General features: G+C 70.5%; 15 protein-coding genes and 2 pseudogenes. 8 read left to right on the forward strand and 9 right to left on the reverse strand.

Translation table 11 applies throughout. The annotated features are described in order from the left end of the window. Positions 1 to 64: 64 nt before the first annotated feature. Positions 65 to 619: a TetR family transcriptional regulator gene (locus tag D0D15_RS00550; protein WP_094002738.1), complete on the forward strand. Its 555-nt coding sequence runs from the start codon at positions 65 to 67 to the stop codon at positions 617 to 619. Positions 620 to 822: 203 nt separating this feature from the next. Here the strand turns inward: D0D15_RS00550 and manD are convergent, their stop codons facing one another. Genes manD through uidA form a run of 3 tightly spaced genes read right to left on the reverse strand, consistent with a single transcriptional unit; the run spans position 823 to position 5,188 of the window. After that, entirely contained in the window at positions 823 to 2,061 is a 1,239-nt protein-coding gene (manD, locus tag D0D15_RS00555) for a D-mannonate dehydratase ManD (protein WP_094002737.1), read from the reverse strand. Between the two features lie 11 nt (positions 2,062 to 2,072). Continuing rightward, the gene (uidB, locus tag D0D15_RS00560; protein ID WP_094002736.1) at positions 2,073 to 3,401 is read right to left on the reverse strand and encodes a glucuronide transporter; all 1,329 of its coding nucleotides are present in this window, start codon (positions 3,399 to 3,401) and stop codon (positions 2,073 to 2,075) included. An 8-nt stretch (positions 3,402 to 3,409) separates the two neighbouring features. Beyond that, positions 3,410 to 5,188, reverse strand: coding sequence for a beta-glucuronidase (gene uidA / locus D0D15_RS00565; RefSeq protein ID WP_094002735.1), 1,779 nt, complete (start codon positions 5,186 to 5,188; stop codon positions 3,410 to 3,412). Between the two features lie 67 nt (positions 5,189 to 5,255). Between uidA and D0D15_RS00570 the strand changes: the two genes are divergently transcribed. The 3 genes from D0D15_RS00570 to D0D15_RS00580 are packed head-to-tail and all read left to right on the forward strand — an operon-like array spanning position 5,256 to position 9,025. Beyond that, on the forward strand, positions 5,256 to 6,302 hold the full coding sequence (locus D0D15_RS00570) for a LacI family DNA-binding transcriptional regulator (protein WP_233156985.1): 1,047 nt from the start codon (positions 5,256 to 5,258) through the stop codon (positions 6,300 to 6,302). Between the two features lie 36 nt (positions 6,303 to 6,338). Continuing rightward, entirely contained in the window at positions 6,339 to 7,766 is a 1,428-nt protein-coding gene (gene uxaC, locus D0D15_RS00575; RefSeq protein WP_094002733.1) for a glucuronate isomerase, read from the forward strand. A gap of 44 nt (positions 7,767 to 7,810) precedes the next feature. Beyond that, complete coding sequence (locus tag D0D15_RS00580) at positions 7,811 to 9,025, forward strand: mannitol dehydrogenase family protein (RefSeq protein ID WP_198958081.1); 1,215 nt, start codon at positions 7,811 to 7,813, stop codon at positions 9,023 to 9,025. Here the strand turns inward: D0D15_RS00580 and D0D15_RS00585 are convergent. Continuing rightward, complete coding sequence (locus D0D15_RS00585) at positions 8,985 to 9,452, reverse strand: type II toxin-antitoxin system VapC family toxin (RefSeq protein WP_094002854.1); 468 nt, start codon at positions 9,450 to 9,452, stop codon at positions 8,985 to 8,987. The two genes, D0D15_RS00580 and D0D15_RS00585, sit on opposite strands and share 41 nt — an antisense overlap. A gap of 505 nt (positions 9,453 to 9,957) precedes the next feature. On the opposite strand from D0D15_RS00585, the gene D0D15_RS00595 reads away from it, so the two are divergent. Genes D0D15_RS00595 through D0D15_RS00610 form a run of 4 tightly spaced genes read left to right on the forward strand, consistent with a single transcriptional unit; the run spans position 9,958 to position 16,874 of the window. Next, a complete protein-coding gene (locus D0D15_RS00595) occupies positions 9,958 to 11,466 on the forward strand; it encodes a DUF3375 domain-containing protein (protein WP_094002732.1) in 1,509 nt (502 codons plus the stop codon). After that, entirely contained in the window at positions 11,459 to 12,310 is an 852-nt protein-coding gene (locus D0D15_RS00600) for a DUF4194 domain-containing protein (RefSeq protein WP_094002731.1), read from the forward strand. Before D0D15_RS00595 ends, D0D15_RS00600 begins: the two co-directional genes overlap by 8 nt. Beyond that, on the forward strand, positions 12,307 to 15,711 hold the full coding sequence (locus tag D0D15_RS00605; protein WP_158224374.1) for an ATP-binding protein: 3,405 nt from the start codon (positions 12,307 to 12,309) through the stop codon (positions 15,709 to 15,711). Before D0D15_RS00600 ends, D0D15_RS00605 begins: the two co-directional genes overlap by 4 nt. After that, complete coding sequence (locus D0D15_RS00610) at positions 15,708 to 16,874, forward strand: Wadjet anti-phage system protein JetD domain-containing protein (protein ID WP_094002729.1); 1,167 nt, start codon at positions 15,708 to 15,710, stop codon at positions 16,872 to 16,874. Before D0D15_RS00605 ends, D0D15_RS00610 begins: the two co-directional genes overlap by 4 nt. A 59-nt stretch (positions 16,875 to 16,933) precedes the next feature. Here D0D15_RS00610 and D0D15_RS36505 read toward each other — a convergent pair. The 5 genes and pseudogenes from D0D15_RS36505 to D0D15_RS00625 form a co-directional block, all read right to left on the reverse strand. Next, positions 16,934 to 17,116: pseudogene (locus tag D0D15_RS36505) on the reverse strand (oxidoreductase); the annotation flags it as partial. Positions 17,117 to 17,152: 36 nt separating this feature from the next. Further along, a pseudogene (locus D0D15_RS00615) lies at positions 17,153 to 17,427 on the reverse strand (type II toxin-antitoxin system death-on-curing family toxin); the annotation flags it as partial. A 186-nt stretch (positions 17,428 to 17,613) separates the two neighbouring features. Next, complete coding sequence (locus tag D0D15_RS00620) at positions 17,614 to 21,081, reverse strand: CHAT domain-containing protein (protein ID WP_115944138.1); 3,468 nt, start codon at positions 21,079 to 21,081, stop codon at positions 17,614 to 17,616. A 3-nt stretch (positions 21,082 to 21,084) separates the two neighbouring features. Continuing rightward, positions 21,085 to 21,225 carry a hypothetical protein gene (locus tag D0D15_RS36190; RefSeq protein ID WP_167481433.1) on the reverse strand — a complete coding sequence of 47 codons (141 nt, stop codon included), beginning with the start codon at positions 21,223 to 21,225 and terminating at the stop codon, positions 21,085 to 21,087. Then, entirely contained in the window at positions 21,225 to 21,863 is a 639-nt protein-coding gene (locus D0D15_RS00625; protein ID WP_094002727.1) for a DUF6338 family protein, read from the reverse strand. Before D0D15_RS00625 ends, D0D15_RS36190 begins: the two co-directional genes overlap by 1 nt. Between the last annotated feature and the right edge of the window lie 103 nt (positions 21,864 to 21,966).

Here is a 21,966-nt window from a genome sequence, read left to right on the forward strand (position 1 = left end):
GGTGTTCGGTTGCGGCGCCGACGGTACACTGGGCGCCGCGAACGGGTCAACGGGAGGAGTCGGCGTGCGCTACCACCGGCGCGATGTCGTCGAGCGCGCGATCGAGGTCCTCGACGAGTACGGCTTGGAATCGCTCACCATGCGCCGGCTGGCCGCCGAACTCGGCCTGCAGCCGAGCGCGCTCTACCACCACGTGCCGAACAAGCAGACGCTGCTGGCCGCGATCGCCGACGAGATCCTCGACCGCGGCCGGCGCGAGCGCCGGGCGGCCGAGTGGGACCGGCGGGTGGTGGAGATCTGCGCCGAACTGCGCGACGCGATGCTGGCCTACCGGGACGGCGCCGAAGTGGTCGCCACGGCGCACACCTTCGGCCTGGGCGCCAGCGAACCGGCGACGCAGCTGCGGGAGGCGCTGCGGGACGGCGGCCTGGACGGCGACCTCGTCGAGGTGGGCACCCGCGCGTTGCTGCACCTCGTCTTCGGGCACACGGCGGAGGAACAGGCCGCGCTCCAGGCCGCCAGCGCCGGAGCGATCGACCGGGACCCCGGCGGCCCCGGCGACTTCGAGCAGGGTATCGAACTCCTGCTCGACGGCCTGCGCTCGCGGGTGCGCCGCTGACGACGGCCGCGGGCCGCCAGCGGACGGCCCGTGGTGGACGGGCGCCATGCGATCACGCCGCGCGAACCCGGCGAGCGCGGCGGGCGGCAATCCCCGAACCCGCCGCCCCGGCCGGCCACCGCACCACGTCGCGGCGGCCGGCCGGGCCGGCCGCCGCGGCCGCTACTCCGGCCGGCTCGTCCTGCGCCGGGACCGGCCCGGGGTCACCAGTCGTGCACGGTGCCGTCGCCGAGACGGTTCGTGGGCAGGTACGCCGGCTCGTAGGGGTACTTCGCCGCCAGGTCCTCGTCGAAGTGGATGCCGAGCCCGGGCTCCTCGCCCGGGCGCAGCCCGCCGTCGGCGAAGGTGAACGTCGGGCCGAACACCGCCATCGTCTCCGGGCTGTGCAGCATGTACTCCTGGATCCCGAAGTTGTGCACCGCCAGTCCCAGGTGGACACCCGCCGCGAGGCCCACCGGTGACACGTCGGTCGGGCCGTGCATCCCGGACTTCACCTGGTACATCGCGGCGTAGTCGATGATCCGGCGCACCCCCGTGACGCCTCCGGCGTGCGTGACGGGCGAGCGGACGTAGTCGATGAGCTGCTCCCGGATCAGCGTCTGGTAGTCCCACACGGTGTTGAACACCTCGCCGATCGCCAGCGGGGTCGTGGTGTGCTCGCGGACCAGGCGCAGCGCCTCGGGGTTCTCGGCCGGCGTCACGTCCTCCAGCCAGAACAGGTCGTAGGGCTCCAGCGACTTGCCGAGCCGCGCCGCCTGGACGGGCGTGAGCCGGTGGTGCGCGTCGTGCAGCAGGATCAGCTCGGGGCCGAACTCGTTGCGGACCGCCTCGAACACCGAAGGCACGTGCCGCAGGTACGCGCGCGTGTCCCAGGACTCCTCCGCGGGCAGGGCGGCACGGCGCGCCGGTTCGTAGTCGTACCGGCCGGAGCCGCCCACCGACGCGGCCGAACTGCTCGCCACGCCGTACACCGAGTCGAGGCCGGGCACGCCGGTCTGGATCCGGATCGCGCGGAACCCGAGTTCGAGGTGCTCCCGGATCGAGTCGTGCAGCTCGGGGATCCCGCGCCCGCTGGCGTGCCCGTAGACCAGGCAGCGGTCCCGGCTGGCGCCGCCGAGCAGCTGGTACAGCGGCATCCCCGCGACCTTGGCCTTGATGTCCCACAACGCGGTGTCGACCGCGGCGATCGCGGCCATGGTGACCGGGCCGCGCCGCCAGTAGCCGCCCCGGTAGAGGTACTGCCAGGTGTCCTCGATGCGGTGGGCGTCCCGGCCGATCAGCAAGGGTGCGACGTGGTCGCGCAGGTAGCTGGCGACCGACAGCTCCCGGCCGTTCAGCGTCGCGTCGCCCCAGCCGACCACCCCGTCCGCGGTCGTGATCTTCAGCGTGACGAAGTTCCGCCCCGGGCTGGTGACGATGACCTCGGCGCTCTCGATACGCACTGGTTCTCCGTTCATGACTCGACCAACTGGTTCCGGCGCCGCACGACCTCGGCGGTGATCTCGCGGAGCCGCTTCTCCGTCAGCGGGTAGCCGATCATGATCACGACCGCGATCACCGTGCAGGCGGCAGGCACCAGGCCCGCGGCCGCGCGGATGCCCCACAGCGCCCCGTCGCTCTGCACCCGCGCGCCGCCGGCATACCCGGCGAGGGCGATCGTGTACGCGGCCGCGGCGCCGCCGAGCGCCTGGCCGATCTTGCGGACGAACGAGAACACCGCGTACGTCGTGCCCTCCGTGCGGGCGCCGGTCTTCCACTCGCCGTAGTCCACGGTGTCCGCCTCCAGCGACCACATGAGCGTGTTGACCAGCCCGGTGCCCGCGCCGATCAGCACGAAGAACCCCAGCGACACGAACGGGACCGAGGCCGGCGCGAACAGCACACCGAGCGCGCCGACGACCATCACCACGCCACCGGCGACGTAACTGGGTACCTTGCCGAAGCGGCGCACCAGCTTCGGCACGAGCGGCGCCAGCACGAACATCAGGACCAGCTGCGGGGCGGAGATGGCGATGTAGAGACTCGGGTTGCCGAGCACGTCCCGGGCGTAGTACACGCCGATCGTCTGGATCGAGAACATGGCGGTCAGGAAGAACAACGAGCTGACGCACAGCATCATCAGCGGCTTGTTCCGCCGCAGCGTGCGCATGCTGTCCTTGAAGCCGACCTTGGCCACGGCCCGCGGCACCGTCTCCCTGGCCGTGACGAACGTGAACAGGTACAGGCCGGCACCGACGACCACGAAGGCGAGTGTGGTCAGCAGCAGCGACCGCTGCAGGTTCTGCGAGTCCTTGATCTGCGGCGAAACCACGAAGGTCAGCATCAGCATCGTCGCCGCCGCCCCCATCCCGCGGGCGCTGGCGAGCTTGGTGCGTTCGACCGGATCCTGCGTCATCGCGGCCGCGAGCGAACCGAAGGGGATGTTGACCAGGCTGTAGGCCGTGCCCATCGCCGCGTAGGTCAGGTACGCGTAGACGATCTTGGCCGTCATCGGCCAGTCCGGTACGGCGAAGGTGGCCACGCTCAGCAGGAGCAGTGGCACCGAGGCGTACAGCAGCCAGGGGCGGAACTTCCCGAAGCGGGAGCTGGTCCGGTCGACCAGCCTGCCCGCGGCGAGATCGGCGAAGCCGTCCCAGATCCGCACGACGAGGAAGATCGTGCCGGCCGCGGCGGCGGGGATCCCGGCGATGTCGGTGTAGTACAGCAGCAGGAACATCGACGACATCGAGAACGCCAGGTTGTTGCCCGCGTCGCCGGCGGCGTACCCGAAGAGCTGTCTCATGCGTAGTTTCACGGCCGCCTCCAGCGGCGCCGCAGGGTGAACGCGCCCGCCTTGGGTTTGCGGTCGCGCGTGAACACGCCCTTCTTGTTGCCCTCCACCCGGAAGACACCGGCGGAGGTCGCGAAGTCGGCGAAGTTCCACACGTGCTCGCCGGTGACGGCGTCCACGCGGTCGAACACCCGGTGGTACATGTCCAGCAGCTCGGCCTGGTACTCCTCGGTCCACGGCTGCGGGATGACCGAGTGCAGGCCCGCCACGGTGTCCGCGCCGTACTCGGTGACGAGGATCGGCTTGTGGTGCCGGGCCGCCCACGCGGTCAGGTCGGCTTCCAGTTCGCGCTCGGCCGCGGCCAGGTCGCCGGTCTGGGTGTACCAGCCGAAGTACCGGTTGATCATCACCACGTCGGCCAGGTCGGTGACCAGGCACTGGTCCGACGGCGACAGCATCATGTTCACGAAGCCGACCGGGCGGGTGGGATCGAGCCGCCGCGTCTCGGCGAACAGCGGCTCGAAGTACTTCCGGGACTCCTCGGTGTGCGATTCGGGTTCGTTGGCGATGCTCCACAGCACGACGCTGGGGTGGTTCTTGTCCCGGGCGACCAGCTCGCGGATCGCCTGCAGGTGCGTGCGCCGCGCGGCGTCGGAGACCGTCTCGGCGGAGAACGTCGGCTGCCGCGCACCCTGCAGGATGCCGCCGCCGATGCCGAGGTTGAGCCCCACCGCGGCGGTTTCGTCGATGACGACGATGCCCTTGCGGTCGGCGTAGTCGAGGATCTCCTCCGCGTAGGGGTAGTGCGAGGTCCGGAACGAGTTGGCGCCGATCCAGTCCAGCAGCGCGAAGTCGTGGACCATCGACACGTCGTCGTGACCCTTGCCGCGGACCGCGTGGTCCTCGTGCATGCCGAACCCGGTGAAGTAGAACGGTTCCCCGTTGATCAGGAACCGGGTGCCCTCGACCGCGACGGTGCGGATGCCGACGTCGAGCGAGTAGCGGTCGGCGGGCGAACCGTCCTGCCACAGTTCGACGTCCATTGTGTACAGATAGCCCTCGCCGGGACGCCAGGGGTGCGCGCCGGCCACGGTGAGCGTGCCGGACGTCCCGACGCCGCTCGCGACCTCGGTGCCCGACGCGTCACGCAGGACCACGCGCGTCTGCACCTCGCCGTCACCGGCGATCATCACGTCGTAGTCCACCGTGCCGGTGGTGCCCGACAGTCCGGTCCGGACGGTGACGCCGCGGACGTGCGTCACCGGCGTGGAGTACAGCCACACCGGCCGGTGCAGCCCGGCGTAGTTGAAGAAGTCGTGGTAGTACCGCTGCCGGGGCCCCTCCGCGGTCTGCTCGACGTACCCCGGCGGAATCGACTCCCAGCTGAGCCGGTTGTCCACGACCACGGTGACCCGGCTGGTCTCCCCCGGCCGCACGAGGGCGGTCACGTCGGCCTCGAACGGGGTGTACCCGCCTTCGTGCTCGGCGACCCGTTCGTCGTCCACCCACACGACCGCGCGGTGGGTCGCGGCGTCGAACCGCAGCACGACGCGCTCCCCCGCCCAGCCCGCGGGCACCGGCACGTCGGTCTGGTACCACACGTCGCCGACGTGCTCGCGGATCGCCGGGTCCGGGATCACGTCGTTGTAGCTGGCCGGAACCGGCATCTCGACGCTGCCGGGAAGCGGCTGCTGCCACCACTTCCGGTCCCGGCCCACTCCGCCGGGATCGACGGCGAAGCGCCAGAGCCCGGTGAGGGTGCGGCGATCTCGCCAGGTGTTGACGATCGGTCGAAGCATCGTTGCTTCCCTTCTGGGCAACAAGAGGTATCGCCCGAAGGTAGGAGGCCGCCGGTAGCATGACAATTTGTTGCCAGCTGTTGCCACGATCACCGGAGGGCAGGGCGTGGACGAGGGACGGGTCACCATCTACGACGTGGCGCGGCACTGCGGGGTCGCCGCGTCCACCGTCTCGCGGACGTTCAGCAATCCGTCGCGGGTCAACGCGGCCACCCGCGAGCGGGTCCGGGCCGCCGCGCGCGCGATCGGTTACCAGCCGCGGCCGCTGGCCCGGGCCGGATCGCCGGGCCGCGGCCGCACGCTGATGCTGGTGGTCACCGACATCGCCAACCCCTACTACGCGCCGCTGATCAAGGCGGCGCAGGCGCGGGCGATCGAACGGGACTTCACCCTCGCGCTGACCGACAGCGACGAATCGCCCGAGGTCGAGGCGCGCAACCTCCGGCAGCTGCTCGCCGCCACCAGCGGCGGGATCCTGGCGACCTCCCGCCTGTCCGACGACGTGGTGCGCCAGCTCGCCCAGCACCGGGCGCTGGTCGTGGTCAACCGGGAGATCGACGGCCTGCCGAGCCTGGTCGTGGACACCGCGGGCGGCATGCGCAAGGCGGTGCGCCACCTCGCCGCGCTCGGCCACCGCCGCATCGCCTACCTGTCCGGGCCGCGCAGCTCCTGGGTCAACGGGCAGCGGTGGCGCGCCGCCCGGGAAGAAGCCGGCGCGCTCGGCATCCGGGCCGGGTTCCTCGGCCCGTTCGCGCCCAACCAGCAGGGCGGCCACGAGGCGGCCGACGCGCTGATCCTCGACGGGGCGACGGCGGCGATCGCCTACAACGACCTGATCGCGCTCGGCACCCTGCAACGCCTGCAGCTGGCCGGGATCCGGCTGCCCGGGCAGATCAGCCTGATCGGCTGCGACGACATCTTCGGCGCCGGCCTCACGGTGCCCGCGCTGACCACGATCGCCGGCCCGGCCGCGAAGCTGGGCCGGTCCGCCGTGGACGCCCTGTGCGCCGAGCTCACCGGGCGCGGCGGCCACGAGGTGACGCAGCGCTTCGACGCCCACCTGGTCGTCCGCGGGTCGACCGGCCCCGCGCCCGTGGCAACTGGCGGCAACTAGTTGCACGGGGCGGGCGCCGGCGGCGAGCCTGCGGGAATGCACCGTGGCTCGACAGGGATCGCCCTCGCACCCCATCCGGACCGGCTCCTGCCCAGCGACCCCGCCGAGCGGTCGATAGCCCGCAGGCTCTACGAGAGCGTGCGCGACCTGCCGTTGATCAGCCCGCACGGGCACGTCGACCCCGCGCTGCTGGCGCAGGACACCCCGTTCGGCAACCCCGCCGAGCTGCTGGTCACCCCCGACCACTACGTGACCAGGCTGCTGCACGCACACGGCGTCCCGCTGCGCGACCTGGGCCTGCGCGACCCGGAAGGGCGTACCGCCCCGCCTCGTCAGGTGTGGCGCACCTTCTGCGCCCACTGGCGGTTCTTCCTGGGCACGGCGTCCCGGCAGTGGCTGGAGGCCGAGCTGCACGACGTCCTCGGCGTGACGGTGCACCCCTCCGAGGCGACCGCCGACGCGTTGTTCGACGAGCTGTCCGAGCGGCTCGCCAAACCCGGCTTCCGGCCCCGGGAGCTGTACGAGTCGTTCAACCTCGCCGTGCTCGCCACGACCGACGACCCCGCCGACGACCTGCGGCACCACCGCGCGCTCGCCGCCGACCCGGCGTGGCGGGGCCGGGTGGTGCCGACCTTCCGGCCCGACCGTTACCTCGACGCCACGAACCCCGGCTGGCCGGCGGCGCTGGACCGCCTCGCCGAGGCGAGCGGCATCGACACCGGCAGCTACCGCGGCACGATCGCCGCGCTGGAGCAGCGCCGGGAGTTCTTCCGCGCACACGGCGCCACCGCGACCGACCACAGCGCCCCGGACGCGAGCATGGAGTTCCTGCCCGAGGCGCAGGCGTCGCGGTTGTTCGACGCGGTGCGCGCCGGCACGGCCGGGCCCGGGGACGCCCGGACGTTGTCGCGGCACCTGCTCGGTGAGATGGCCCGGATGTCCAGTGAGGACGGGATGGTGCTCGCGCTGCACACGGGCGTCGACCGCAACCACCACGAGCCGACCTTCGCCCGGTACGGCGCCGACACCGGTCACGACATCCCGGTGCGCGCCGAGTTCACGCGAGCGCTCAAGCCCATGCTGGAGCGGTTCGGCACCCATCCGGTGTTCCAGACCGTGGTGTTCACGCTCGACGAGACGGTGTTCTCGCGGGAGCTCGCCCCGCTCGCCGGTTTCTACCCCACGGTCTACCTCGGCGCGCCCTGGTGGTTCCTCGACGCCCCGCGGGCCATGCGCCGCTTCCGGGACGCCGTCACCGAAACCGCCGGGTTCCACCGCAGCGCCGGGTTCATCGACGACACCCGCAGTTTCTGCTCGATCCCGGCCCGGCACGACACCGCGCGCCGGGTCGACGCCGCGCACCTGGCGAGCCTGGTCGCCGAGCACGTGCTCAGCGAGGACGACGCCCACGACGTGCTGCGCGACCTCAACGACCGCCAGCCCCGCAAGGCGTTCCGGCTGTGACGCTGACTCGCGCCGGGGAACCGGCGCCCGTCCGCGCTGTCCACTTGGGACTCGGGGCGTTCCACCGGGCGCATCAGGCCTGGTACACCGCCGCCGATCCCGCGTGGGGCATCGCCGCCTACACCTTCCGCAGCACCGAACTGCCGGAGCTGCTCACCCGGCAGGGCGGGCTGTTCTCCCTGCTCGTGCGCGAGGACTCCGGTGATCGGGTGGAACCGGTCGGCTCGATCACCCGCGCGCACCCCGGGGCGGACACCCGGCAGTGGCTGGCGGACGTGGCCTCCCCCGAGGTCGCGCTGATCACCCTCACGGTCACCGAGGCCGCCTACACCGTCCCCGAGCCGGGTGCCGACTCGGCGGTGTCCCGGCTGGTGGCTGGGCTGCGGGCGCGCTTCCACGCCAACGGGGCCCCGATCACGCTCGTGCCGTGCGACAACCTCGCCGGCAACGGGGACGTGCTGCGTTCGGTGCTGCGCAAGGTGTGCGCCGAGCCCGGGTTCGCCGCGTGGGTGGAAGACGAGGTCGCCATCGCCGGCACGGTCGTCGACCGCATCACCCCGGCGACCACGGCACGCGACGTGCGACGGGTCGCGGAGATCAGCGGGGTGCGGGACCTCGCGCCGGTGGTCACCGAACCGTTCACCGAGTGGCAGATCGCCGGCACCTTCCCCCGCGGTCGCCCGGCGTGGGAGCGGGCGGGGGCGCGGTTCGTCGACGACATCGAGGTGTACCAGCAACGCAAGCTGTGGTTGCTCAACGGCGCGCACTCGCTGCTGGCCTACACCGGGCTGGCCCGCGGGCACGCCACGGTCGCCGAGGCCGCGGGCGATCCGGTGCTCGGCGAGCTGGTCGAGTCGTGGTGGGACACCGCGGCCCCGTACCTGTCCCCCGCCGGGATCGCCGGCTACCGGCACCGGCTGCGGGAGCGGTTCGCCGCGCCCGGCATCCGGCACCTGCTGAGCCAGATCGCCGCGGACGGCTCGCAGAAGATCCCGGTCCGGATCCTCCCCGTGCTGCACCGCGAGCGGGCGCGGGGACGGCTGCCGCACAGCGCGGTCGCCGGCCTGGCCGCGTGGCTTGCGTACCTGCGCGGCCACGAGGTGCGGGACGCGCGTGCCGCGGAGCTGATCCCCTTGGCGCGCGCGGAAAAACCCGCGCACCGCGTCCTGCCCGCGATGGACCCCACCCTGGCCGACGACGGAGAACTACTCACCGCGATCAACACCGAACTACCACGACACCCGGCCCGCAGCACGTGACCCGTCCGACGCCCGGCCGGGGCCACCGGCTGATCCCTTCGGCGAGAGAGGTCGCCCGGGCGAGGCGGTGATCCGCGGCGAGAACCCGGGCGTGCAACCGCCCGGCGAGTTCGACGTAGAGCGCATCAGCGAGACGCAGATCCGCACGGCGCGCCCAGGCCCCGGCCGCGAGTTCGACGACGGGATGCCGCGTGAGGGAGATCGTCGCCAGCGCACCCAGCGCCGCGCCCACCTCGGACGCGGGCAGCTGCCCGACACGCTCCAGGCGGCTCAGCGAAGAGAGCACCTCGGCATCCAGGTGCGCCGGCGCGGGCAGAACGGTACCCGCGAGCCGCTTCTTCGCGGCGGGCGCGTAGCCGGTGCCGGCCAGCAGGTCCACGAGAACGGAAGCGTCCAGGACGGCGATCTCGGCGGGCGCGTCACTCATCCTCGGCACCGGCCAGTTCCGCCCGGGCGCCGTCCAAGGCCTCGACAGCCGCGTCGTGCGAAACCGTGCGCCGCGGCGACGGCAGCGCGTCCAGCCAGGCGGTGGTAGCCGGCGTTGCAGCTCGTCCGCGATCGCGGCCTGCACCAGAGCGGACACGTTCAGATCCGCGGCCTTGGCGCGTTGGGCCAGCTCATCGGGCACGTAGACGTCAGCCTCGCCATACACACCCTACACACACGTCCCGGTGTCGGTGACCGCCGCGGCGCGCCCTGCGGACGATGCCGAGCTCGCAAGGAAAGCCGACAGCGTCAGTCCCGATCGGCGCGGCGGGGCAGTCCCGCCGAGTTCGTGTCCCCCCGCTCACTCAATCAGTAACATTGAGTAGTCACGGAACGACTCATGGGTTGTCGGCTGGACCGACGTGCCCGTGGGCCGGCGCCCGAAAACTGTCGGTCATGGGGCCTATCGTTCGAGCCGTGGCCGGAGGGGGCGACTGGGAGGTTGCATGAGCAGGGTTCTCGGTGAGCTCACACGGGCACAGGACGCACTTGCCCGTCCCACACTGCGCCTCCTGGACGGCAAGTGGGCGGCATTCCGAGTCGCGGTGTTCCGTTGTTCGTTTTCCCGCGATCGCCGGTCGGTCCAGACGGACGTGCTCCACACCCAGATCGACACGTATCTGACCGAGCTGCAGCGCGACGGCATCGATGTTCCGCCGAGCATGAACGGACGGGCACTGTGCAACCTATGGGTCAACGACCAGTGGCTGTTCCGGGACAACGCTGCAGATGACAGTCTTGTCTATTCGCTGACCTCGTCGGCGTTGGAAGCGCTCGACCTGGTGCAGAACCTGTCTCGTGACCGCGTGCTCGTGTCGGAGTCGCGGCTGACGACGATTCTGGACACGGTCCGCCGGTGGGCACTGGAAGCATCGCCTGATGCTCAGGCCCGCATCGAGCGGCTGAACAGCCAGATTCGCGAGCTGGAAGCCGAACGTGATCGCCTCGAAACGGGCGGCGACGCGGCTACAGCGTCGGACGAGCGGATGCTCGACGGGTACACGAACCTCATCGATCTGATCGGCCAGCTGCCCTCGGACTTCAAACGGGTCGAGGAATCCGTGCTGGACATGCATCGCAAGATTCTTCGCGACTTCCGCGACGAGGACCGCCCTGTTATCGACGTCCTCGACGAGTATCTCGCGAGGCAGGACGAGCTGGTGAAGGAGACGCCGGAGGGACGAGCGTTCGATGGAGCGTTCGTTCTGCTTCGCGACGACGCGCTCCTGCTGGAGCTGCGGGAGAACGTTCAGGCACTCCTCGCGCACCCGGCGGCGGAAGTCCTCGACACGAGAGACGTCAGCGAGATCCGCGGGGCGGTGACGATCATTCGCCAGGGCATGAAGGACGTGCTCGCCCAGCGCCGGCGGCTCACCGCGACGTTGAAGGAGCACATCGTCAACCGCGACGTGCTCCAGGAGCGCGAGCTCGACCGGGTGTTGCGAGGGATCGAGCGTGAACTGGCGAAGTGGATGGAGACCGCGGGTCCGCGAGCCCCGGTTCCGGTCGAACTGCTGCCGCCCGTGGCGAAGGTGGGCCACCTGCGTACCCGGCTCTGGGATCCCGCCTCGGCCGAACCCCCGCCGCCACTGGAACGGGTCGACGACGACGGTCTGGAGCCACCCACGGTCGAGGAGCTGCGAATGCAGGGCGGGCCTTCGCTTGACGAGCTGCGGGCGGCGTTGATCGACGCCTTCACCACCGGCAACAGTGACACGGTGGGACATCTGTTCAATGAACTGCCGAAGCGACTGCGGCGCCCCGTCGAGGTTCTCGGGCTCCTCCACCTCGTGTCGCGTATCGACGCGATGAGTGACGACGACGAAACCGAGGTGTTCGAAGCGATCCGCCCGAACGGCGATCGACGTCACTTCCTGGTACCCAGGATGTCCCTCACCCCTACCGAAGCCGCAGCGCTCGCCGGTCTCACACTCAACGGATCCGCTGGTGAGTGACACCACGGACGAGTCGGCCGAGAACGCCGCTTCGCACTTCCTTCAGGCTGGCGCTGGCGAGGACTTCGACTCGCACTTCGACGACGACACCGAACTCCTCGACGACGACACCGAATTCCTCGGCGACGTCGACGAAGGCTTCGCCGGCGAGGAAAAGCAGGAAGGATCGTCGCTGGTACTGTTCGAAGGAGACGCGGGCGGTCTGTCGCTCGAACAACGCCGCGCCTTGGTCGCACTGCTGAAGCACCGGTTCATCTCGGCGGCACGGAATCCCGCGGAATGGCGCGTCATCCGAGAGGATCCGGTTCCGATCAAGTCCCGGTTGAACGACATGTTCCTCGATCTCCACGTGGATCCGAACCACGAGGTCGCGTTCAAACAGCAAGCGGCCTCCGAAGGTGGCGGGCGGGAGTTTCCGACGCTTCTCCACGACACGGTGTACACCCGTGAGGAGACGATTTCGCTGGTGTTCCTGCGGCACCGATTCCAGAGCGAACGAGCGTCCGGGCACGAAGACGTCACCGTCGAACGAGACGAACTCATCGCGCACATTGCCTCGTTCCGGCCGGCTCACGCAACCAACCGCGCGGGTGACGAGTCGAAAGCCAACAACGCCATCGACAGCCTGATCAGGGCGAAGGTCCTCACTCGCACCAATGACGCGTCCCGTTTACGGATCTCTCCGGTCATCGCGGTCCTGCTGCCGTTGCGAAAACTCCAGGAGCTGTGGGAGTGGCTCATGCAGCTCAACGGCACCGAACCCGGCACCGGGGCAGACGACGCGCTCGCTGTCGACCCTGCCCATGCGGCTCCCGCGAAAACCGAGGGAAAGGCATCCAGTTGACGACTAACCACTCCGAGCGGCAGCTGCTCCGCCTTCCCGGCACCACCGAGGGGGCCACGCAATGGAAGGTCGACACGCTCCAGCTGATCAACTGGGGCGGCTTCCACGGCCACAGCATCGTCAGCTTCGCGCCGACCACCACCCTGCTGTCCGGCGCATCCGGGACAGGTAAGTCGACCTTGCTCGACGCCTACATCGCGGTGATGATGGACTCCAACATCCCCTTCAACGGCGCGTCCAACGACGCGACCGTCGGACGTGCCCGAAGCGCCGACCAGCGTAGCCTCATCTCCTATCTACGCGGCAAGCTGGATACGAGCCGGATCACCGGTGGCGGGTTGGCCGACCAGGTCCTGCGGGGAGAAAGCTCCGCGACATGGGGGGCGCTGGCGGTCACGTTCGTCGACGACAACGAACATCGCTACACCGTCGCCCGCCTCTACCACGTTCCCCGCGCGGCTACCAAGGACAGCGATCTCACCCGGAAGATGTGCATCGTCGAAGGCACGATCGACCTGTCCGAGGTCGAGCCCTTCGCCAAGGACAAGTTCGACAAGCGGACGGTCGAGGGCAGATTTCCGAACCTGAAGATGCACGAGACCTACGGGTCGTTCTCCCAGGCGTTCTTCACGCGGCTGGGTATCGGCGCCCACGGCGACGGCGCCAAGGCACTCCGCCTGCTCGCGCGCATCCAGGCCGGATACCAGGTCCGCACGGTTGACGACCTGTACAAGTCCATGGTCATCGACCTACCGGGTACCTACGCCGCCGCGGACGACGCGGTCGAGCACTTCAAGAATCTCGAAGACGCCTACGACGCGATGGAGACCGAGGGACAGAAGTCCGAGGTTCTCGCCCGGATTCCCGAGCTGCACCGGGACCGGCAGGAAGCACTCGAGAAGGCTCGCCTGATCGACACGTTCGGTATTCATCGAAGCGGGGACACGCCGTTCACTGTGTGGATGCTCGGTACCGAAGACACCCTGCTCGAAACGGCCGAAACCGCCAGGCGCAGCCAGCGGGCCCAAGCCGTCAAGGACAAGGGTGAAGCCGAAAAGCGACATGCCGAGCTGACATCTCGTAAGATCGATGTCGAAGCCGACCTCCGCAAGAACGAGTCACATGCGACGCTCGCCCGTCTCGAAGCGGAGATCAACCGGCTCGGATCCGACTTGAACGCCGCGTCCGCCCAACGCGCCACCTTCGACGAGCTGACGGCCCGGCTCGGCCTCACCATCGACAACGAGGACGACTTCACCGCCACCCAGAAGCAGTCCCGCACGTTCGTCGACGGGTTCGAGGCCGCACTCGAGGTCGTCAATGCGCGACGGCACGCTCTTCAAATCGCCGTCTACGAGCCCAGCAAGGAGAAAGGCGAGCTCGTCGACGAACGCGACTCGCTGGCACACCGCGAAGGACGCATGGATCCGAAGCTGGACAAATCGCGGATGATGATCGCCCACGCGACGGGTATCCCGCCGGAGGACCTGCCGTTCGTCGGCGAGCTCCTCGACGTGCCGGCTGAGCAGAGGAAGTGGCGGAAGGCCATCGAAACCACTCTCTTCGGCCTCGCCCGCGTCCTCCTCATCGACGCAGACGAGCTCGATCGAGTCTCTCGTGTGATCGACCCACTCGACCTTCCGCACCGAGTCAACTACGAAGGAGTGCATCTCACTTCGTACGAACCCAGAGATTTCGACCCGGCCTACGTGTCGGGGAAACTGGACTACAAGCCCACGCGCTTCACCGCATGGGTCCAGGACCGCATCTCCGGCGCCGGCGTCGATGCGTTGTGCGTCGACAATGCCGGCGGGCTGGGTGGAGGGGGCCGCCGCGTCACAGTGAATGGCCAAACCCGCAGGGGAAGGTCCGGCGCTCACGGCTCGATCAACGCGCCGTACGTCATCGGGTTCTCGAAGGAGGAGCGCCTGGCAGAGATCGAGACCCGCCTCGACGAACTGGAGAAGGTCCTCGGCGATCTCGACAGACGGCGAGCCGACGTCGACCGCGAGTTCACAGCGCTCCTCGCGGACAAGAGCTCCCACGAACACATCCTCTCCACCAGGTGGCGCAGCATCGATCCCGACGGCGTCCAGCGTGAGATCGACAGCCGAGAACAGCAGAGGAAGCGCATCCTGGCCTCGGACGACGCCCTCCGCACGTTCCAGACCGAACTCGAAGCCCTCAACACCAGCTTGAAGGACGCCGGAGGCAAGATCTACGCGGCCGAGCAGACCATCGAAAGGCTCGATGCCGACCTTGGCGAGATCATCGACCGGAAGGACCACATCGTCGGGGAACTCCAGCGCATCAACCGTGAGCAGGCCGTCACGCTCACCGACGAGCAGTCAGCCTATCTCGACACCGAGTTCGCACAGGTCGCAACCGTAGGAGACCTCAGTGGGTTCCGAGCTGGGGCCGGCCGCCTCAAGGGGAGGCTCGTCGAACTCGAGCAGGGAGAACTGGGCAAGGCCGACAAGGCGACGCAAGCACTCGAAACCGCGTTTCAACGGTATCTGGACCGGTGGGACGACCCGAACCTGTCAGCCTCGATCGAGAACTACCCGTCATTCCGGCGCATACTGGACAGCATCGTCGCCACCGGCCTCCACGAGCGCCGACAGGAATGGGCGAAACGGCTCACGGACTGGTCCGGACAAGATCTCGTACCGCTCGCCGGCGCGTTCGGTCTCGCGATCGACGACATCCGCAACCGGCTCGAACCCGTCAACAAAATTCTCGCACAACTCCCGTTCGGCGCCCACCGTGACCGGCTCAAGATCGATCTGCGCGAGTTGAACCGCGACGACATCAAGAAGTTCAAGAGGGAACTGAACACTCTGTCCCGAGCCGACATCGACGCCTTCACCGACGACCAGGTCCAAAAGTGGTACAGGAAACTACGCCGGTTCATGGGCGCGATCCGGAAGGACACCGCCGGCAAGAACAACCGCGACTACTTCCTCGACGTGCGCAAGCACATCGAGATCACCGCCGTCTCCTACGACAGTCACGGTCGTGAGCGGTCAACCTACGCCGCGCTCGGCGGGAAATCAGGTGGTGAGTCCCAGGAGCTGGTCGCCTTCATCGTGGGCGCCGCACTGCGCTTTCAACTCGGCGACGAAACCGACGCACGCCCCGGATTCGCGCCCGTTTTCCTCGACGAAGGATTCGTGAAAGCCGACAGCGAGTTCGCGGGCCGTGCGGTAGACGCGTGGAAGGGCCTCGGTTTCCAGCTCATCATCGGCGCCCCGTACGGCCAGTTCACCGCGCTCGAGCCACACGCCAGCCACTTTCTGTACATGGCGAAGAACAGCCGCGGCTACTCGTCCGTGAAGACCCTTTCCCGAACGGAACGCCGAGCGGACGCACAGGCAGACGTCACCGAGATGCCCGCATGAAAACGCCCGCCGACGTCCTCGCCGACATCCGTCGACGACTCGACCGCACCTGGGCCGGTGACGTCGCCGGCGCCACGACATCGTGGCCACACCGGTTCGCCCTCGGCACGACCACGAAGACCCAGCTCGAAGCCGGCTGGCAAACCATCTACCAGCCGCGAATCCGGCAGTGGCGCGACTGGGCCCGAGGACGTCCGGTACGGCTGCACACCCAGCAGAAGCGGGTATACACCACGACCCAGGACATCCCCACGCACCTCGAAATCGTCGATGTCGGCAGCGCCGCCGCTGTCGTCGGCGATGGCTGGGAGAGACGACTCGCGAAAGCGCGGGCTCACCTGACTCGTGTCACCACCCACTTCCCCGCCGCCGCCGACCCCGCCCTCGTCATCCGCACAGCCAACCGCTACGAGGACACTGACTTCGAGCTCCTGCTCACCGTCGCCGCCTGGTTCCAGGCCCACGACGCCAGTGGCTACACACCACGTCAGGTCCCGATACCCGGTGTCCACTCCAAGTGGCTCAACACCCATCAGCCGCTGATCCTCGCACTCACCGGACGTGACAGCCTCGGCCTCCTGCCCAAACACCCCGCCCGCATCCACTTCAGCTACCTCGACCCCACCTACCAAGCCTCGGGCGCACGTCGCCACGACTCCGCGAGCGTCGGCGACAGCGTCACGCCCGCTTACGCCCCGACCGTGGTCATCATCTCCGAGAACAAAGACACCGCGATCCACTTCCCGCCCATCACCGGCGGTATCGCCGTCGAGGGTGGTGGATTCGGTGGCAAGACCGCGGCCGCCTTCCCCTGGCTCACCGCCGCGCCGCACCTCTACTACTGGGGTGACATCGACGCGCATGGCTACGAAATCCTCAACGGCTGGCGCGACGACGGCGTGCCTGTCGCCAGCATCCTCATGGACACCACAACATACGACACCTACGAGCCCTACGGCACCGATACAGACCAACGGGGCCAACGCCTCGAACCGGGAAGCCCCAAGTCCCTGCCACACCTCACGCCGGACGAGCGCGCCGTTTATGAACGCCTCACTGACCCGATGTTTCGCGGTTACCGGCGCATCGAACAGGAACGCATACCGCTGCACACCGCCGCTAGCGTCGTCACTGCTCGCACCGCGTCCTCGAACGGGCACTGATAGCGGCTCACCTTCGGGGCTCCGCGGTGCCTGGATGACCAGCGGGATCCGATGTTCTAGCGCAGGTGTGCCGTCGACGGGGTGCCAGGGATGAGCTGGATGTTCGGTGATCGCTGGAGAAGTCAGGTCGGTGCCACGGCCACCGGAGTCACCGCCAACCGGGCAGCGACCACCGAGGACTGGAGCGGGGTGATGCCCCCGAGAGGGAAGACGGGCACGTACGCGACGACGTCGGTGGCGAGCCGACTGCCGGCGGTGCCGCGGCCGCCTGTCGGCGGTCAGGTGCCGAAGCGGAAGCCGGCCGGGTCGCGTGGCGGCGTGAGGCCGGGACGCGTCCACCGGGCCAGATGCTCCGCGGCCTCCGGGTCGGCACCGTTGAGCCCGTGGAACACGAAGACGCCGTCCACCCCAGCCGCTTGTTGCCGTCGATCAGCGGAGGGTTGCGCACGATCGACTTGAGGAGGACGGCGGCCTTCTCGTGCAGGCCGGGATAGGCGTCCTGCCCCATTACCGACACCTGCGGGCGGTGCGCCGCGGAGTCCAGCAGCCCGACGTGCTCCTTAGGTCCTGGCCCGCGCGGAACGCCTTGCCCGCGCCGGTCAGCACCACCGCGCGCACCGCCGCCTCGTGCTTGCTGACACCCTGCGCCTCGGCGAGCATCGCGAGCGCGCTCCTGCTCCTCGGTCAAGCGCAAAGTCATGACCACGCACCCGACGCTACCAAGCTGGTATCAAGATCATCAGGCGCCGAAGTGGACGTGGGCCGCCCACACGGACGGGAGGTTCGGGTACTTCTCCCGCAGCGCGCGGGCCGTCCGGTGCACCGCCGTCGCCGCCGTCCCGGCTCCGGGTGTGAGCAGGTCCCGGTAGATCCACTGCGCCAGCACCGGCGCGACGGCGTCCTCCACCCGCCACAGCGTGCCGACGACCTGGGCGAACCCGGCGATCTGGAACGCGGCCGCCGGGTGGATCGCCTCGTCGGACAGGGTTTCGCTCGTGCGGGCGGTGTCGCAGGCGGACAGGTAGGCGAACCGCGCGTCCGGCAGGCGCAGCCGGGACACGTCGACCACGCGCAGCGGGGCGCGGGCGTGGTCGTGCAGCACCAGGTGGCTGTCCGACGGGTTGTCCGGATCGCTGTACCCGTGGCAGGCGAAGTGCACCCAGCCGGCGGACGGCAGCGCGTCGAGAACGGCGTCGCGGGTGGCGTCCGCGCCGGTCAGCACCGTGGCACCGGGGACGTGGGCGGCGAGGAACTCCGCTTCGGCCCGCGCGCCGGGCAGGTCGGAACCGTCCGGAGTGGACGGCATCGCGACGACGAGCAGCCGCGGCCGCTCGCCACTCCCCCGCCGCCGCGTCCGCGCGTGGGCCAGCGCCCGGACCGTCGGCGTGACCGACGAGATCACCCGGTCCATCACCGTCGGGCCGCCGCCGCGGTGGTGTCCGGCGGCGTGCAGCGGGAGCAGGCTGAGCACGCCGACCGGCGCCCACCAGATCCGCGATCCGGTCACCCCGATCGCGTCCAGCACCGGGCCGGTCACGGTGTCCCACAACCATTCCAGTGTGTCGTGGATCGTGCGCTCGGCGGCCTGCCGCTCACCGGGTTCCGCGGCCAGCGCGGCGCGGAAGGCACGCACCCGCTGCCGCAGCGCGTCTTCGGTCAGGTCCGGCAGCGGCCGGGCGCGGACGCCGTCCGGGGTGAGGATCACCGCGTCGCACCGGTAGCGGCTGACGTTGACGTAGACCACCGGGCCCTCGTGCGCCTGCGCCGTCAGATCGTCCAGCGACGGCGGCCGGAGGAACCGGTCCAGCCCCGGCAGTTCCCGGATGCGCGCGGCCAGCGCCTCCAGTTCCGCGGCGAGCGCGAGGCGGTCCCGCGTGGTGTCGGTTTCGAACTCCGCACCCAGCGCCTCGAACTCCGCCGCCAGCCCGGGCGCCCGCTCGCGCAGCTCGGACAGGTCGCCGCGGCTGTCGAGCGCCTGGGCCGCCAGCACGCAGCGGCCGGACTCCAGCACGGTCACCGCACTCTCGGGGTCGCCCGCGTTCAGCGCGCACGCGGCCGCGTCGGCGGCGAGCCCGGCGAAGCGGCCCAGCCAGTACTGGGCGTCGCCCCGGTCCAGACGGCGGCCGGCGAGCTGGGGCAGCAACCCGACCGCGACCGCGTAGCCCTCGGCCGCCGTCGCGGGCAACCCGCCCTCGGCGGCCAGCTCGCCCCACCGCTCGGCCGCCTCCACCCGCCGGACCGTCGGTGATCCGGCGAAGAGCGCGGCCTCGCGGTAGACGTCGAGCGCCTCGGTGAGCGCGTCGCGGTCGCCGGACCGGCGGAACCGCAGCCGCAGCGCGTCGGCGAGCGTGCTCAGCGTCGTGGTCCGCGAGAACGCCTCGCCCTCCCGGCCCCGGACCGCGTCACGCGCGAGCGCGACGGCCTCGTCGAGGATCGCCGGGTCCGTCTCCCCCGCACCGGGCCGCGCGGACCAGTCGCACAACGCCCCGGCCAGACCGGCCACGTAACCGGCTCGCTCCGGGCTGCCCTCGGCGGCCGCGGCCACCGACGCGCGCCGCGCGGCGATCGCCTCGCGCAGGGCGTTCTGGTCGCCGGACCGGGCGTAGGCGGTGCCCAGGGCGCCGCCCAGGTTCGCCAGGCGCAGCGCGCGGTCGGGGTGGCCGGCCGGGGTCGCGTCGGCGGCGGCGCGGTGCACGCGGATGGCCTCGTCGAGGGCTTCCGCCCGGCCCGTCCGCTCGAACCAGTCCGACAGCATGGTGGCGAGGTTGCCGAGATGGCGGGCGTGCCCGGCGACGCGGCCGGCGCCCAGGCGGACGGATTCCCGCGCGGCGTCGAGCGCGTCGGTCAGCATCCGCAGCTCGCCGGTGACGCGGAACCGGCGGTGCAGCGTCGCGGCGAGGTTGGCCAGCATCACCGGATGGTCCGGGTGCCCGGCGGTCGTGGCGGCGGCCGCGCGGGCCGCGTCGATCGCCTCGGTGAGCAGGGCGAGCTCGCCGGTGGCGAGGAACAGCGTGTTCAGCGTGACGGCGAGGTTGCCCAGGTACCGGGGCCGCCGCGGGTCCCCGGACGGCGCGCACCGGACCGCTTCCCGTTGCAGCTCCACCGATTCCGTGAGCGCGGCGCGGTCGCCGAACGCCTCGCCGCGCTGCGCCAGCGCCGCCGCGAGGTGGTCCAGCCGCTCGGCCCGGCGGGGTTGCCCGGCGGGCGTGGCGGCGATCGCCGCGCGGCCGTGCCGGACGGCCCGCTCCAGCAGTTCCGGGTTCCGGGTCCGGCCGAACTCGGCGGCGAGCAGGCCAGACATTTCGGCCTCCACCCCGGCGCGGTCGGCCAGGTGCCCGGCGCGCTCGGGGCGTTCGCCGGTGAGCGCGGTCCACTCGCGCTGGGTGAACAGCAGGTTCGTGGAGAACCGCGAATACCTCGGGTCGCCGGGCGGGGTGATCGCGACCAGGGTGGTGCGGGCTTCGAGCAGCTCGGCCAGGTCGTCGCGGGTGCCGGTGAGCCGGTGGCGGTCGTCGAGCAGGACACACAGGTGCGCCAGCCGGTCCAGGTGGTCGGCCGAGCCGGCCGGGGTGAGCTCGACGGCACGGCGCGCCGCGTCGACGGCCTCCGGCAGCACCGCGGGGTCACCGGTGTGGGAGAACCAGCGGCGGAGCAGAACCGCGAGGAAGTGCAGGCTGCGGCCGGTGATCTCGTCGTCCGGTGCGTGGCGCGCCGCGTCCCGCGCCTGCTCGATGCCTTCCCGCAACGCGTCCTCGTCGCCGGTCACGGTGAACACCGTCAGCAGCGCGACGACGAGGTTGTCCTGGTAGTCGGCCTTGTCCTCGGGCGCCGCGCCCTCGACGGCCTGCCGGCTCCACCACACCGCGTCGTCCAGGGTGGCCGGGTCGCGGTTGTGCTGGAACGCGGTGTGCAGCACCATGCCGAGGTTGTTGGCGTGGGCGGCTTCCTCGGCCGGGCGGTCCGCGGTGAGCAGGACCGCCTCCAGCAGGCCGTCGACGGCTTCCCGCAGGTAGCTCAGGTCGCCGGTCTGGTGGAACCGGGTCTGCAGCAGGCCGCCCAGGTTCCGCAGGTAGGTGGTGCGCTCGTCGCCGCCCGCGGCCGCGAGCGCCTGGCGTCCGTACTCGATGGCCGTCTGGACCGAGGCCGGGTCCGGGCTGTGCCGGGCCACCCGGTAGGCGTCCCAGAACCGCTCGCCCCAGTCGGTCACGGGTCAGTCCTCGGCCGCCTGGGAGGTGCCGGCGGACCCGGCAGGCGGGTCCTCGGGTTCGGTGACCTCGCGCTTGGGCGTGTAGCCGCGCGACACGCTCGTGCGCACGATCTCCTCCTCTTCGGGGGTGAGTTCGCGGTCCATCACTTCTCCTTCCCCTGGTCCGGTTCGACGAACTCCAGCACGTCGAAGTCCTCCGCCCGCAGCCGCAGGCCCGCCGTGCCGTGAACGCGCGCGCCGAAGCTGCCGTCCGGGCCCATCACGCGCGCCGATTCGAGGTACAGCTCGGGCGGGTGCGGGTAGGAGGAGGCGTAGGAGCGGTGGCCGTACCAGCCGCCCGCCCAGTTGCCGTCCTTGAGGCGGACGCGGATGAAGCACGGTTCGCGGTCGCGGAAGGCGTGGTCCCAGCCGGTGGGGGTGCGCAGGTACCGCGAGCCGCGGCGGCGGCGCTCCACCAGCGACACCGCGCCGGCCGCGAGCGCCGGGACGACGAGGAACAGCAGCACCGCCACCGCGCCGACCAGACGGGGCTGCTCGGTGAACCCGGTCCAGTCGCCGGGCCCGGTGCCCCGGGCGAGCCGGACGAGCGCGGGCCCGGCGACGATCGCGTAGGCGGCGTCGAGGGCGATGGAGGCGACGATCGCGCGCAGCACCCGCTCGCCGAGGTCGCGCTCCCCCGGCACCGGCCCGCGCCGCCGTTCGCGCACGAACTGGTAGGTGATGCCGGGCAGCACGAGGAGGACGAGCAGCGCGAGCTGCACGACCGTCGACGGTGCCTGCATCGCCTCATCCCCTCCCGGACGCCCTCGGCGTGATCACGCTAGCGCCAAGCCGCCCCGGGTTGTGCCGGACCGCCCGGTTTCGCCCGAACGTCGGTCGCGTACC

Source organism: Amycolatopsis thermalba (assembly GCF_003385215.1).
GTDB lineage: Bacteria > Actinomycetota > Actinomycetes > Mycobacteriales > Pseudonocardiaceae > Amycolatopsis_E > Amycolatopsis_E thermalba.

Coding starts and splice junctions, on each gene's coding strand:
- uidA (WP_094002735.1), bottom strand. CDS start 5,188: ATGCTTCGACCGATCGTCAACACCTGGCGAGATCGCCGCACCCTCACC.
- D0D15_RS36190 (WP_167481433.1), bottom strand. CDS start 21,225: ATGGACCGCGAACTCACCCCCGAAGAGGAGGAGATCGTGCGCACGAGC.
- D0D15_RS00625 (WP_094002727.1), bottom strand. CDS start 21,863: ATGCAGGCACCGTCGACGGTCGTGCAGCTCGCGCTGCTCGTCCTCCTC.
- uidB (WP_094002736.1), bottom strand. CDS start 3,401: ATGAGACAGCTCTTCGGGTACGCCGCCGGCGACGCGGGCAACAACCTG.
- D0D15_RS00585 (WP_094002854.1), bottom strand. CDS start 9,452: ATGAGTGACGCGCCCGCCGAGATCGCCGTCCTGGACGCTTCCGTTCTC.
- uxaC (WP_094002733.1), top strand. CDS start 6,339: ATGCACCGTGGCTCGACAGGGATCGCCCTCGCACCCCATCCGGACCGG.
- D0D15_RS00595 (WP_094002732.1), top strand. CDS start 9,958: ATGAGCAGGGTTCTCGGTGAGCTCACACGGGCACAGGACGCACTTGCC.
- D0D15_RS00610 (WP_094002729.1), top strand. CDS start 15,708: ATGAAAACGCCCGCCGACGTCCTCGCCGACATCCGTCGACGACTCGAC.